The organism is Pseudomonas sp. H1h, from assembly GCF_000633255.1.
Taxonomy (GTDB): Bacteria; Pseudomonadota; Gammaproteobacteria; order Pseudomonadales; family Pseudomonadaceae; genus Aquipseudomonas.
On the sequence record NZ_AYMJ01000002.1, the window covers coordinates 124,015 to 136,384 of the forward strand.

General features: G+C 59.2%; 12 protein-coding genes. 5 read left to right on the forward strand and 7 right to left on the reverse strand.

Annotation, left to right across the window (positions count from 1 at the left end; translation table 11 throughout):
• Positions 1–21: 21 nt before the first annotated feature.
• Both U862_RS0101380 and radA read left to right on the forward strand, forming a co-directional pair.
• Positions 22–558: an ankyrin repeat domain-containing protein gene (locus U862_RS0101380; RefSeq protein WP_025108759.1), complete on the forward strand. Its 537-nt coding sequence runs from the start codon at positions 22–24 to the stop codon at positions 556–558.
• 43 nt (positions 559–601) lie between these two features.
• Entirely contained in the window at positions 602–1,969 is a 1,368-nt protein-coding gene (radA, locus tag U862_RS0101385; protein ID WP_025108760.1) for a DNA repair protein RadA, read from the forward strand.
• 45 nt (positions 1,970–2,014) lie between these two features.
• Here radA and U862_RS0101390 read toward each other — a convergent pair whose 3' ends face one another.
• Positions 2,015–2,383 (reverse strand): PilZ domain-containing protein, encoded by a 369-nt coding sequence (locus U862_RS0101390; protein ID WP_025108761.1) that lies wholly within the window; start codon positions 2,381–2,383, stop codon positions 2,015–2,017.
• A 159-nt stretch (positions 2,384–2,542) separates the two neighbouring features.
• Here U862_RS0101390 and U862_RS0101395 point away from each other — a divergent pair, with 159 nt between their 5' ends.
• The 3 genes from U862_RS0101395 (at position 2,543) to yjiA (ending at position 5,951) form a co-directional block, all read left to right on the forward strand.
• Positions 2,543–4,609, forward strand: a complete 2,067-nt coding sequence (locus U862_RS0101395) for a carbon starvation CstA family protein (RefSeq protein WP_025108762.1) — start codon at positions 2,543–2,545, stop codon at positions 4,607–4,609.
• 15 nt (positions 4,610–4,624) lie between these two features.
• The gene (locus U862_RS0101400) at positions 4,625–4,822 is read left to right on the forward strand and encodes a YbdD/YjiX family protein (RefSeq protein ID WP_003228401.1); all 198 of its coding nucleotides are present in this window, start codon (positions 4,625–4,627) and stop codon (positions 4,820–4,822) included.
• 151 nt (positions 4,823–4,973) lie between these two features.
• On the forward strand, positions 4,974–5,951 hold the full coding sequence (gene yjiA / locus U862_RS0101405) for a GTPase (RefSeq protein WP_025108763.1): 978 nt from the start codon (positions 4,974–4,976) through the stop codon (positions 5,949–5,951).
• 234 nt (positions 5,952–6,185) lie between these two features.
• Here the strand turns inward: yjiA and U862_RS0101410 are convergent, their stop codons facing one another.
• From U862_RS0101410 to glyA, 6 genes are all read right to left on the reverse strand, one after another.
• Entirely contained in the window at positions 6,186–6,896 is a 711-nt protein-coding gene (locus U862_RS0101410) for a GntR family transcriptional regulator (protein WP_025108764.1), read from the reverse strand.
• A 24-nt stretch (positions 6,897–6,920) separates the two neighbouring features.
• Entirely contained in the window at positions 6,921–7,625 is a 705-nt protein-coding gene (locus U862_RS0101415; protein WP_025108765.1) for a FadR/GntR family transcriptional regulator, read from the reverse strand.
• Between the two features lie 49 nt (positions 7,626–7,674).
• Positions 7,675–8,988: a C4-dicarboxylate transporter DctA gene (locus U862_RS0101420; RefSeq protein WP_025108766.1), complete on the reverse strand. Its 1,314-nt coding sequence runs from the start codon at positions 8,986–8,988 to the stop codon at positions 7,675–7,677.
• A 268-nt stretch (positions 8,989–9,256) separates the two neighbouring features.
• Positions 9,257–9,811, reverse strand: a complete 555-nt coding sequence (locus U862_RS0101425) for a hypothetical protein (RefSeq protein ID WP_025108767.1) — start codon at positions 9,809–9,811, stop codon at positions 9,257–9,259.
• Positions 9,812–9,897: 86 nt separating this feature from the next.
• Entirely contained in the window at positions 9,898–10,470 is a 573-nt protein-coding gene (locus U862_RS30730) for a hypothetical protein (RefSeq protein WP_157836048.1), read from the reverse strand.
• Between the two features lie 271 nt (positions 10,471–10,741).
• The gene (glyA, locus tag U862_RS0101435) at positions 10,742–11,995 is read right to left on the reverse strand and encodes a serine hydroxymethyltransferase (RefSeq protein WP_007963781.1); all 1,254 of its coding nucleotides are present in this window, start codon (positions 11,993–11,995) and stop codon (positions 10,742–10,744) included.
• Positions 11,996–12,370: the final 375 nt, after the last annotated feature.

Consider the following 12,370-nt stretch of genomic DNA (forward strand, 5'->3'; position numbering starts at 1 on the left):
CTTTGCCCAAGGAGAGTACATATGCGTCCTTGTCTTTTACTGTTGCTCGGCTGTCTGTCCCTTACTGCACAGGCCGGGCAAAGCCCTGAGGCGATCAAGGTTCAGTTGCAGGATTACTACTTTGATGCGGCCCGGCGCGGTGACGTGCCAATGCTCGAGACCTTTATCGAATCCGGTTACTCCCTCGATACCCGTGACAGCAAAGGCTACACCGCGCTGATTCTGGCGGCGTATCACGGCCAGGGCGCCGCCGTGGACCACTTGCTGGCGGCGGGTGCTGATGCCTGCGCGCAGGATCAACGTGGCAACACGGCGTTGATGGGGGCGATTTTCAAGGGTGAGGTCCAGATCGCCCGGCGGCTGATGGCTACCGATTGCAGCCCCGATCAGCGCAACGGCGCGGGACAAACTGCCGCGATGTATGCCGGCTTGTTCAAGCGGCTCGAACTGCTCGATGCGCTCAAGGCCAAGGGTGCCGACCTCAATGCCGAAGATCCGCTGGGCAACAGCGCCGTGCGTCTGGCCAACGGCGAAATCCATACCGCCGCGCCGCGCTGAGCGGCGGCTGCGTTATCATCGCGGTTTTTGCCGGGGGATCCAGATGGCCAAGGCCAAGCGCATGTACGGCTGCACCGAGTGCGGCGCAACCTTTCCCAAGTGGGCGGGCCAGTGCGGCGAGTGCGGCGCCTGGAACACCCTGACCGAAACCATGATCGAGAGCGGCGGTGCCACGGCGCCCACCGGTCGTACCGGCTGGGCCGGGCAGCAGGCGCAGATCAAGACGCTGACCGAAGTCAGCATCGAGGAAATTCCGCGCTTCTCGACCGCGTCCGGTGAGCTGGACCGGGTGCTCGGTGGTGGTCTGGTCGATGGTTCGGTGGTGCTGATCGGGGGGGACCCGGGCATCGGCAAATCGACGATTCTGTTGCAGACCCTGTGCAATCTCGCCAAGAGCATGCCGGCGCTGTACGTCACCGGTGAAGAATCCCAGCAGCAAGTGGCCATGCGCGCCCGACGCCTGGGGCTGCCGCAGGACCAACTGCGGGTGATGACCGAAACCTGTATCGAAACGATCATCGCCACTGCCCGTCAGGAAAAACCCAAGGTGATGGTGATCGACTCGATCCAGACCATCTTCACCGAACAATTGCAGTCAGCCCCCGGTGGCGTCTCGCAAGTGCGCGAAAGTGCGGCGCTGCTGGTGCGCTATGCCAAACAGAGCGGTACGGCGATTTTCCTCGTGGGTCACGTCACCAAGGAAGGCGCGCTCGCCGGCCCACGGGTGCTGGAGCACATGGTCGATACCGTGCTGTATTTCGAAGGCGAATCGGACGGGCGTCTGCGTTTGCTGCGTGCGGTGAAGAACCGTTTCGGCGCGGTCAACGAACTCGGTGTGTTCGGCATGACCGACAAGGGTTTGAAAGAAGTCTCCAACCCGTCGGCGATTTTTCTCACCCGTGCGCAGGAAGAAGTTCCGGGCAGCGTAGTCATGGCGACATGGGAAGGCACCCGGCCGATGCTGGTGGAAGTGCAGGCGCTGGTCGATGACAGCCATCTGGCGAACCCGCGTCGGGTGACCCTGGGCCTGGATCAGAACCGCCTGGCGATGCTGCTCGCGGTCCTGCACCGCCACGGCGGCATTCCGACCCACGACCAGGACGTGTTCCTCAACGTGGTGGGCGGGGTGAAGGTGCTGGAAACGGCGTCTGATCTGGCGCTGATGGCGGCGGTGATGTCGAGCCTGCGCAACCGGCCGTTGCCGCATGATCTGCTGGTATTTGGTGAAGTGGGCTTGTCCGGCGAAGTACGTCCGGTGCCGAGTGGCCAGGAGCGCTTGAAGGAAGCGGCCAAGCATGGCTTCAAACGGGCAATCGTGCCCAAGGGCAACGCACCGAAAGAGGCGCCGCCGGGGTTGCAGATCATCGCGGTGACGCGCCTCGAACAGGCCCTCGACGCACTCTTCGAGTAACACAGTGCCCTTGTGAGAGTGAGCCTGCACTTGATCTGGCGGGTTCTAGATTTCGATCAGGGCGCCCAATTCGCGCTCCAGCTCGGCCTCATCTGCCAGATTCAGCTCGATCAAGCGCCGCAGGCACTGGATCGATTCCAGGCTGATATGCCGGCAGACAAACCCCAGTTGCCCGTGATCATTGTGCTTCAACTGCACATCCATCTCGATATCGACGTCTTCGCTCAGATGAATGTCGACATGAAAATCATGCTCCTTATCCCCAAGCCAAGGCTCCGGTCGTTCGATCAACAGCCCCTTGAGTGACAGATCGATCAGCTTCACCGGCCAGATGTATTGCCCCTGACTCAGCTCGGTTCTGGCATCGAACGCAATACGTTTGAAGCGACGACGGTTGGCTGGGTGCTCGCTCATGGCGCAATCCTCCAAAGGTTCGCTGACTATAGACCCGCAATCTTCAACCGTGCCAGTGCATACGGGCGTCTAGACCAATGTCGGGGTATGGTCTTTGCCGCCAGTAGCGCTAAACTCGAGGTGGCTGTCTTTCTTGTCCACCCTGGCTGGAATAATAAAATGAAAAATAATAATAGCCTGCTGCGCCACTTACCCTGGCTAGTGCTGGCAATCGTAGGAGCGTGCGCCCTGGGCGTAGTGGCATTGCGCCGAGGAGAGGCGATCAACGCCTTGTGGATCGTGGTCGCGGCAGTGGCCATTTATCTGGTTGCGTACCGTTACTACAGCCTGTTCATCGCAAACAATGTGATGCAACTCGATCCACGTCGGGCCACCCCCGCCGTGCTCAACAACGACGGTCTGGACTACGTTCCAACCAACAAACACATTCTTTTCGGTCACCACTTTGCGGCGATTGCTGGCGCAGGGCCTCTGGTCGGGCCGGTGCTGGCGGCGCAGATGGGCTATCTGCCCGGCACGCTGTGGCTGATTGCCGGGGTGGTGCTGGCGGGTGCAGTGCAGGACTTCATGGTCCTGTTCATGTCTACCCGTCGCAACGGCCGTTCCCTGGGCGACATGGTGCGTGAAGAAATGGGCCGCGTGCCCGGCACCATCGCGCTGTTCGGCTGCTTCCTGATCATGATCATCATCCTCGCGGTGCTGGCGCTGATCGTGGTCAAGGCGCTGGCGGAGAGCCCGTGGGGCATCTTTACCGTGATGGCGACGATACCGATCGCGATGTTCATGGGCATCTACATGCGCTACATCCGCCCGGGCCGCATCGGTGAAATCTCGGTAATCGGCGTGTTGCTGCTGCTCGGTTCGATCTGGCTGGGCGGGCAGATTGCAGCTGATCCGGTATGGGCCAAGGCGTTCAGCTTCACCGGTATTCAAATCACCTGGATGCTGATCGGCTACGGTTTTGTCGCGGCTGTATTGCCGGTGTGGCTGATCCTCGCGCCACGTGACTACCTCTCCACATTCCTCAAGATAGGCACCATCATCGCGCTGGCGATCGGCATTCTGGTGACCATGCCCGAGCTGAAAATGCCGGCGCTGACCCAGTTCGTCGACGGCACCGGCCCGGTATGGAAAGGCGGTCTGTTCCCGTTCCTGTTCATCACCATCGCTTGCGGTGCGGTGTCCGGCTTCCACGCGTTGATCGCTTCCGGCACCACGCCGAAGTTGCTGGATAACGAAACCAATGCCCGTTACATCGGTTACGGCGGCATGCTGATGGAATCGTTCGTGGCGATCATGGCGATGGTTGCCGCTTCGGTAATCGAGCCAGGCGTGTACTTCGCCATGAACAGCCCGGCCGCCGTGGTCGGTGGTGACGTGGCATCGGTCGCGCAGATGGTCAGCAGCTGGGGTTTTGCGATCACGCCTGAGGCGCTGCAAGCAGTGGCTCACGACATCGGCGAAACCACTATCCTGGCCCGTGCCGGCGGTGCGCCGACGCTGGCGGTCGGGATTGCGCAGATCCTGCACAGTGTCCTGCCGGGTGAAAACACCATGGCGTTCTGGTACCACTTTGCGATCCTGTTCGAAGCGCTGTTCATCCTCACAGCTGTGGACGCCGGCACCCGTGCCGGGCGTTTCATGCTGCAGGACCTGCTCGGCTCCTTCGTTCCAGCGCTGAAACGCACCGAATCGTGGACCGCCAACCTGATCGCCACCGCCGGTTGTGTGGCGATGTGGGGCTGGTTGCTGTACCAGGGCGTGATCGATCCACTGGGCGGCATCAACACTCTGTGGCCGCTGTTCGGTATCTCCAACCAGATGCTGGCCGGTATCGCGCTGATGCTCGGCACCGTTGTGCTGATCAAAATGAAGCGTCAACGCTATATCTGGGTGACCCTGCTGCCAGCGGCCTGGCTGCTGATCTGTACCACCACCGCAGGCTTCATCAAGCTGTTCGACGCCAACCCGGCGATCGGCTTCCTGTCGCTGGCCAAGAAATACAGCGATGCCCTGGCCAATGGTCAGATCCTCGCGCCGGCCAAGAGCATCGACCAGATGCAGCACGTGATCTTCAACGCCTACACAAACGCAACGCTCACCGCGCTGTTCCTGTTCGTGGTCTTCAGCATCCTGTTCTATGCGCTCAAGGTCGGCATCGCCGCCTGGGGCAAAAAAGAGCGTACGGATAAAGAATCGCCATTCCAGGCTCTGCCGGACGCTTAACCAGAGGATTGCACCATGTTCAATGACCTGAGTCGCCTCGGTAAATACCTCGGTCAGGCCGCGCGCCTGATGGTCGGCATGCCCGACTACGACACCTATGTCGAGCATATGCAAACCAAACACCCGGACAAACCGGTGATGAGCTACGAGATGTTTTTTCGCGAACGTCAGGAAGCGCGTTACGGCGGCAAGGGTGGGCCAAAGTGCTGTTGAACTGACAGCGCACGGTTGAAGTAATCCCCTGTGGGAGCGGGCTTGCTCGCGAACGCGGTATGTCATCGAGCAATGATGTCGACTGACACGACCCCTTCGCGAGCAAGCCCGCTCCCACATTTGTTTTGTGTTTCTTTCAGGAGATCGTGTTTTGTCCTCTCCCATACCCGTAACGGTACTCAGCGGTTTCCTCGGTGCCGGCAAAACCACCTTGCTGCGCCATTTGCTCAAGGCCGAGCACGGCCTGAAAATCGCCGTGATCGAAAACGAATTCAGCGACGCGGGCATCGACACCCAGTTGCTGGGTGACGAACCGGTGCAAGTCATGACCCTGGCCAACGGCTGCGTCTGCTGCACTATTCACACCGATCTGACCAAGGCCCTGTACCTGCTGCTCGAACGTCTGGACAGCGGTGAAATCGCTTTCGATCGCCTGGTGATCGAGTGCACCGGGCTGGCCGATCCGGCCCCGGTGGCGCAGACCTTTTTCATCGATGAAGAACTGCGCGAGCGCTATCTGCTCGACGGCATCATCACTCTGGTCGACGCCGCCCACGCCGATCTGCACCTGACCCAGACCATCGCCCAGGCGCAGATCGGTTTCGCCGACCGCTTGCTGGTGAGCAAGACCGATCTGGTGGACGAGGCGACACTCACCGCGCTGAGCGAACGCCTGACGCGAATCAACCGACGCGCGCCGATTCGCGTGGTCGAGCATGGCAACATCGATCTGGCGGAATTGCTCGATGTGCGTGGCTTCAACCTCAATGCTGATCTTGGCGGTGGGGTCAGCCTGCGACCGGTGAGCAAGGCGCCCTCGATCGACCGTATTTCCAGCCTGGTGCTGCGCACTGAACAGCCGCTGGATATCGATCAACTCAGCGAGTTCATGAATGAGCTGCTCGAAGAGCATGGCAAGCAATTGCTGCGTTACAAGGGTGTGCTGAGCATTGCCGGTGAGGATCGGCGGCTGGTGTTTCAGGGTGTGTTGAAACTTTACGGTTTCGACTGGGATACCGAATGGGCCGAGGGTGAAGCGCGGGAAAGTGTGATTGTGTTTATTGCCGATGATCTGCCGGAAGAGAAGATTCGGGCGGGGTTTGCCCGAGTGGCTGCACAGCAAAACTGAATTTGTGGCGGCTGGAAGGGCCTCTTCGCGAGCAAGCCCGCTCCCACAGTGGACCGCATTCTGTCAGGAGGAATGCGGTTCATTGTGCGGGGGGGGCTTGGTGGCTGCACAGCAAAACTGAATTTGTGGCGGCTGGAAGGGCCTCTTCGCGAGCAAGCCCGCTCCCACGGTGGACCGCATTCTGTCAGGAGGAATGCAGTCTACTGTGGGAGCGGGCTTGCTCGCGAAGGCGATCTAACCGACAACACAATATCCAGGCTCTGAACCCAGCAGTGCCTGCTCAAGATGATCCAGATGCCGATTCATCAGCATCCCGGCCCTGGAAGCATCGCCTCGTTCCACCGCCTCTACCAGCGCCAAATGCTCGTGCCATGCGCAACAGCTGTGCGTCTGGCACTCACTTCGCGCAATTGCCAATGATGTCAGCGGTACCAGGCTGCCAAGAAAATGCGCCAACGGAGCATTTCCGGCCATCTTCGCCAACTGCAGATGAAACTCCCCGGACAGGCGAATAGCCGCAGCGCGTCGATCTTTATCCACAGCCTGGCGCTCGCGTTCGATCAATGCGCGCAGGCGTTTCAAGTCATCAGGTTGCGCGTGCTGACACGCCAGTCGCACTAACGTGTTCTCGGTCAAGCGTCGTGCGTGCAGGGTCTGCCGCGTCTGCTCTGTATCGGGCGCAGCCACCCGCGGCCGGTGATTGGAACGCAGCACAATCACTTGCTCATGGGACAACTGCGTCAACACCCGACGCACGTCCGCGCGGCTGACGCCGAACATTTGCTTGAGGCTGTCTTCGGTGAAGCGGCTGGCAGCATCGAGACGTTGTTCGAGAATCGCATCGAACAGCCGGGGATACAGATCATCCACCGGCGCGTGCAGGCGGGAGAAGGGCAGGGCCGTCGACATCTGGCGATTGTGCGACGACGTGGCGAGGCTGTTCATGACCGGTCTCCAGAGTGAGTAAATTCAGTGGCTCAAGTTGTCTTCCGGAATATTCAATTCGATACCCATCCGCTGGCCTTCGCGCAGGATGTGCCGACGCATTTCGGCACTGGCCTGCGCGCTGTTCTTGCTGCGGATTGCGCGCACCACGGCTTCGTTTTCCTCAAGGCGTTCGGCCAGGTGCTCAGGCGAGTTGCGCAGCACTTCGGCGCTTTGCTTGAGGGCATTGCTGGTTTGCTGCACCACGCTCTGGAAGATCGGGTTCGAGGTCAGGGTGAACAGCTCTTCGTGGAAGGCGATGTAGGCGCTGACTCCGGCTTCGCTGTCGCCCGCTTCAAGCGCTTCGCGCATGTCCATCAGGGTCAGGCGCAGTTGCCCGACCTCCTTGCTGCTGATCGACTGCGCAACCAGACCGACGATGAACGGCTCAAGGGTATAGCGCAGTTGCAGCACGTCTTCGAGGCTGGCGCCGGCCACGGCGCTGTCGTGGCTCTGGCTGTCACTGAGCTGGGCGTCGAGCACCACCACGCCCTTGCCCGGCATCGAGCGGACGAGGCCGAGGGTTTCCAGCACGATCACCGCTTCGCGCAGGCTCGGGCGGCTGATGCCCAGTTGCTCGGCCAGTTCGCGCTGGCCCGGCAGCATGTCGCCGGAGCGCCACTGACCACGGGCCAGTGCGGCGCGCAGTTTCTCTACCACTGAGTTGACGACGGTTGATGTAGTAATCACGTATTGGCTCCATGCGCCGTGCCTGCGGTGGTGCAGGCACGGCGGTCATTCAGAATTCTTTGGCCGCCGCGTGGGCGAGCGGTTTTCTCGGCTGAAAGGTATAGCCCTGCTCGCCGTTGAGCACCTTGTTCGCGCGCTGCACATCGATGTCCTTTTCCCAGCGGGCAATGGCGACGGTGGCGACGCAGTTGCCGATCAGGTTGGTCAACGCCCGGCCGATGCCCATGAACCAGTCCACCGCCAGCACCAGCACCAGCCCGACCACCGGGATCGCCGGAATCGCGGTCAGCGTCGCGGCGAGAATCACCAATGCCGAACCGGGAATGCCGTGGGCGCCCTTGGAGGTGATCAGCGACACCAGCAATATCGTCAACAGATCGGTCATCGCCAATGGCGTACCGGTGGCATTGGCGATGAACACAATGGCCAGGGTCAGGTAGATCGAAAAACCGTCGAGGTTGAACGAGTAGCCGGTGGGAATCACCAGCCCGACTGTCGAGCTGCCGATGCCCAGGTGTTCGAGTTTGCGCATGATCTGCGGCAGCACGGCGTCGGAGGAGGCGGTGCCCATGACGATCAGCAGTTCTTCGCGCAGATACTTGAGCAACGGCCACAGGCGCAGGCCGGAGGCACGCATCACCAGACCGAGGATCACACTGACGAAGGCCATGCAGGTCAGGTAGAACAAGCCGACCAGACTGCCCAGGTGTTGCAGCGAGTCGAGGCCGTACTTGCTGGTGGTGAAAGCGATGGCGCCGAACACGCCGATCGGCGCCAGACGCACGATCATGCCCATGATCCGGAAGATCACGTGGCTCAGTTCGTTGATCAGGCGCGAGATCCCGGAAGCCGCTTCACCGACCAGATTCAATGCACTGCCGAACAGCACCGAGAACAGCAGCACTTGCAGGATGTTGTTGTCGGCAAAGGCGCCGATCACCGAGGTCGGGATCAGGTCCATCAGGAATTGCGTGGTGGTGTGCATGTGCTGGCCGCGCTCGGCGATGTCGCCCATGTCTGCGGCGGAAAGCTGCTCCAGATGGATATTCGCGCCGCTGCCGATCCCGGTGCTGAAGGCGAAGACCAGACCGATCACCAGCGCGATGGTGGTCAGCACTTCAAAGTAGATCACCGACTTGAGGCCGATGCGCCCGACCTTCTTCAGGTCGCCGGCACCGCTGATACCGCTGACCACCACGCAGAACACGATCAGGCCGATAAGCATCTTGATCAGTTTGATGAAGCCGTCGCCGAGCGGTTTGAGCTGGGCCGAGTATTCAGGAAGGGTCAGCCCGCAGACGATGCCGAGCACCAGTCCGAGAACCACTTGGAGGAAGATTGAACGCGAGCACCATCTGAGCATGGGAGGAATCCTGGTCGGTGTCCTGGCTGCCGTGTGCGGGGCACATCAGATTCAGGACTTAATTATTGTGGTCTTACCGGTATGTCCAGTGCAGGCGCAGTCTACGCTGGGGTTTTTCTGGAGTACAAGGGGAAAAAACAAAAATGGCATGACCGGTCTGACCAGTGGTGCTCCTCTCAGTGATTGCGGGAAAGACGTTCGAAATGACGGAAGCCCGGCCATGCTCGCCGGGCTGTTTTGGTGCTGAGACTACTGGTTTTGAACCTGCTCAGTAGGGCACGTTGCGTTGCAGGATATTCAGTTTGAAGTCCAGAACACCTGCACTGCGATTGAAATCGGTGCGAACGAAAGTGCCCACTTTGGGATCGTGTTTATTGCGACTTTGCCCTGCGCACAGCAGAGCGCCGCCTCGGGTTTGTATTCTGACGCTGGGGGTATCCGTGTCGATCTGATCGAGGGTGATGATGTTGCCTTTGGCGTTCAGCAAGTTGAACGTGGTTTGATCTCCATCTTCGGTTGAATAAGCATTCAAGAAGTCTTTTTCTTCACGGCTGATGGTTCTGTAGTAATACGCGCCCGGTGTGAAAATGTAGAGGGTGTAATAGTCGTCTAGGCACCTGAAATAAAAGGTCAAGGCGTCGGGCGCTACATCGGGCTTGAGAAACAAATAGTGTGAAACATCTAAATGGTGGGAGAAGGCGAAGGCCTCGTAATCCGGGCGCGGAGTACTGATTGCCCTGCCATAGGTCAACTTCGGAAAGTGAGGGTAACCAAAACGAGTGCTAAGGGTTGCAGTAAAAGAATTTTCCTGGTCGGTGCTCATAAGTGTTTTCTTTTTTAAGGCGAATAGATAAGTCGCTTGGGCGCAAGTGTGCGCAAGTGTGCGCAAGCATTCGAATGCTTGTGTTGTCAGATTTCGTCTGGATCACTGAGGAACGATGCGCTGCGTTCCATGATTCGCAGCGTGAACGGAATTCCGTCGTTATTGGTCCCGGCCAGGTAGCTGTAGGGGGCGCCTCGGCGACGAACGGCGCTGATCTGTTCGCCATTGCGTGCCTTGAGCCGAACCCGCTGGATATCATGGCCCATGTCCTCAAGAGTGATGGTCCGATTGTCCAGACTCAGCAGGCTGAAAGAGCTGGTGTCGGCGCCTGCCGGCAAGAAGGCACCCAGCACACCGGCGGCATCCTTGCTGATGCAATGGCCGGTATGAGTGGCGTGGGATCGGATGTAGAGGTGGTAATAGTCATCGGTGCAGCGGAAGTAAATGGTCATGGGTGGAGCATTTTTTACTTCCCCGTGCGGACGGCGACCCAGCAGATGAGCGTCATTGAATTTGCTGGAAGCTCCGGTATAAAAACCACCCGAAAAGGATGTGTCGGCGCGCAGGATTGATGTTTCATATAACGCCCCGAGGATATCCAGATCATGATGGTCAAGTTCCAGTGTTGCTATAAAGGATTTCTGCCTGTTTGTGGTCATGAGCTCTTCCTTGAGTTCTGAGTGTTATGGTTTTAGTGATTGTTAAGAGACTGGTTTATGAGTTTTCCAGTTGTTACTGGGCTATTCATTTGTCTCGGGCAAACACTAACAACTAAGTTGGTTGATGGTCGTGTTTTTACTTGAGTTTTTGTTTCAAGTTTCAGGGGCAGAAAGTAATGATCCCGGAAGAGAGGGGGTATCGTATTCCAGCAGGCGAAAAAAAACCGGCCATCACTGGCCGGTTTTTCATGCTGCGGTTTTAGCGTCGCAATTAAGCGCCGTAGACCGGCAGTTTCTTGCAGATGGCTTTGACTTTCTCACGAACGGCGTCGATCACCGCTTCGTTGTTCAGGTCAGCCAGGATGTCGCAGATCCAGCCAGCCAGCTCTTTGCACTCTGCTTGCTTGAAGCCGCGAGTGGTTACAGCCGGGGTACCGAAGCGCAGGCCGGAGGTGACGAACGGCGAGCGTGGATCGTTAGGCACGGAGTTCTTGTTCACGGTGATGAACGCTTTGCCCAGCGCGGCGTCGGCGTCTTTACCGGAGATGTCCTGTTTGATCAGCGACAGCAGGAACAGGTGGTTCTTGGTACCACCGGACACCACGTCGAAACCGCGCTCGATGAACACTTCGGCCATGGCCTGGGCATTCTTCACCACTTGTTCCTGGTAGGCCTTGAATTCAGGCTGCAGCGCTTCCTTGAAGCAGATCGCTTTAGCGGCGATCACGTGCTCCAGCGGGCCACCCTGGGCGCCCGGGAATACGGCGGAGTTCAGCTTCTTCTCGATCTCGGCGTTGGCGCGAGCCAGGATCAGACCGCCACGTGGACCGCGCAGGGTTTTGTGAGTGGTGGTGGTGACCACGTCAGCGAAAGGCACCGGGTTCGGGTAGACGCCAGCGGCGACCAGACCGGCCACGTGGGCCATGTCGACGAACAGGTAGGCGCCAACCTTGTCAGCGATTGCGCGAAAGCGCGGGAAGTCGAGGATCTGCGAGTAGGCAGAGAAACCGGCCACGATCATTTTCGGCTTGTGTTCAACCGCCAGACGCTCGACTTCGTCGTAGTCGATCAGGCCGTTGGCGTCGATGCCGTACTGCACGGCGTTGTACAGCTTGCCGGAGGACGAAACGCTGGCGCCGTGGGTCAGGTGACCACCGTGGGCCAGGCTCATGCCCAGAATGGTGTCGCCACCTTGCAGCAGAGCCAGGTAAACCGCGGCGTTGGCTTGCGAACCGGCGTGTGGCTGAACGTTGGCGTAATCGGCGCCGAACAGCTCTTTGGCGCGGTCGATGGCCAGTTGCTCAACAACGTCGACGTACTCGCAACCACCGTAGTAGCGCTTGCCTGGGTAACCTTCGGCGTATTTGTTGGTCAGGACCGAGCCTTGAGCTTCCATCACCGCTGGGCTGGTGTAGTTTTCCGAAGCGATCAGCTCAATGTGTTCTTCCTGGCGCTGAGCTTCTTGCTCCATGGCGGCAAAAAGGTCGGCGTCGTACTTGGCAATAGTCAAATCACGGCTGAACATGGCGGTCCTCAAGGATCGGGGGCAGAAAAGGGGGGCATTCTAACCCAATGGGTTTTGGATGGCATATGAAACGACATCATGTCGCAGACAAGTGGCGTTCATGACAGATGTGCGGTGCTTTTGCCGGCCCAATCGCCAGCAGGCTGGCTCCCACATTAATCGCGACAGCCTGCAAATTCCCTGACCGGCATCAATCCTTGTGGGAGCCAGCCTGCTGGCGATGGCAGCGCCGCAGATTCTTCAGGCGTCGGTGCCGGTCCTTTCGCGAGCAAGCCCGCTCCCACACTCAACCCGGTTTCTTCAGCAGAGATGCGGTCAACTGTGCAAGCAGGCCACTCCCATGATTACCTGGTTTCTTCAGGGCGATGCGGGCAA

Excerpts from the sequence above, each read along its gene's own strand:
- U862_RS0101380 (WP_025108759.1), top strand. The coding sequence starts at position 22 with ATGCGTCCTTGTCTTTTACTGTTGCTCGGCTGTCTGTCCCTTACTGCA.
- radA (WP_025108760.1), top strand. The coding sequence starts at position 602 with ATGGCCAAGGCCAAGCGCATGTACGGCTGCACCGAGTGCGGCGCAACC.
- U862_RS0101390 (WP_025108761.1), bottom strand. The coding sequence starts at position 2,383 with ATGAGCGAGCACCCAGCCAACCGTCGTCGCTTCAAACGTATTGCGTTC.
- U862_RS0101395 (WP_025108762.1), top strand. The coding sequence starts at position 2,543 with ATGAAAAATAATAATAGCCTGCTGCGCCACTTACCCTGGCTAGTGCTG.
- U862_RS0101400 (WP_003228401.1), top strand. The coding sequence starts at position 4,625 with ATGTTCAATGACCTGAGTCGCCTCGGTAAATACCTCGGTCAGGCCGCG.
- U862_RS0101410 (WP_025108764.1), bottom strand. The coding sequence starts at position 6,896 with ATGAACAGCCTCGCCACGTCGTCGCACAATCGCCAGATGTCGACGGCC.
- U862_RS0101420 (WP_025108766.1), bottom strand. The coding sequence starts at position 8,988 with ATGCTCAGATGGTGCTCGCGTTCAATCTTCCTCCAAGTGGTTCTCGGA.
- U862_RS0101425 (WP_025108767.1), bottom strand. The coding sequence starts at position 9,811 with ATGAGCACCGACCAGGAAAATTCTTTTACTGCAACCCTTAGCACTCGT.
- U862_RS30730 (WP_157836048.1), bottom strand. The coding sequence starts at position 10,470 with ATGACCACAAACAGGCAGAAATCCTTTATAGCAACACTGGAACTTGAC.
- glyA (WP_007963781.1), bottom strand. The coding sequence starts at position 11,995 with ATGTTCAGCCGTGATTTGACTATTGCCAAGTACGACGCCGACCTTTTT.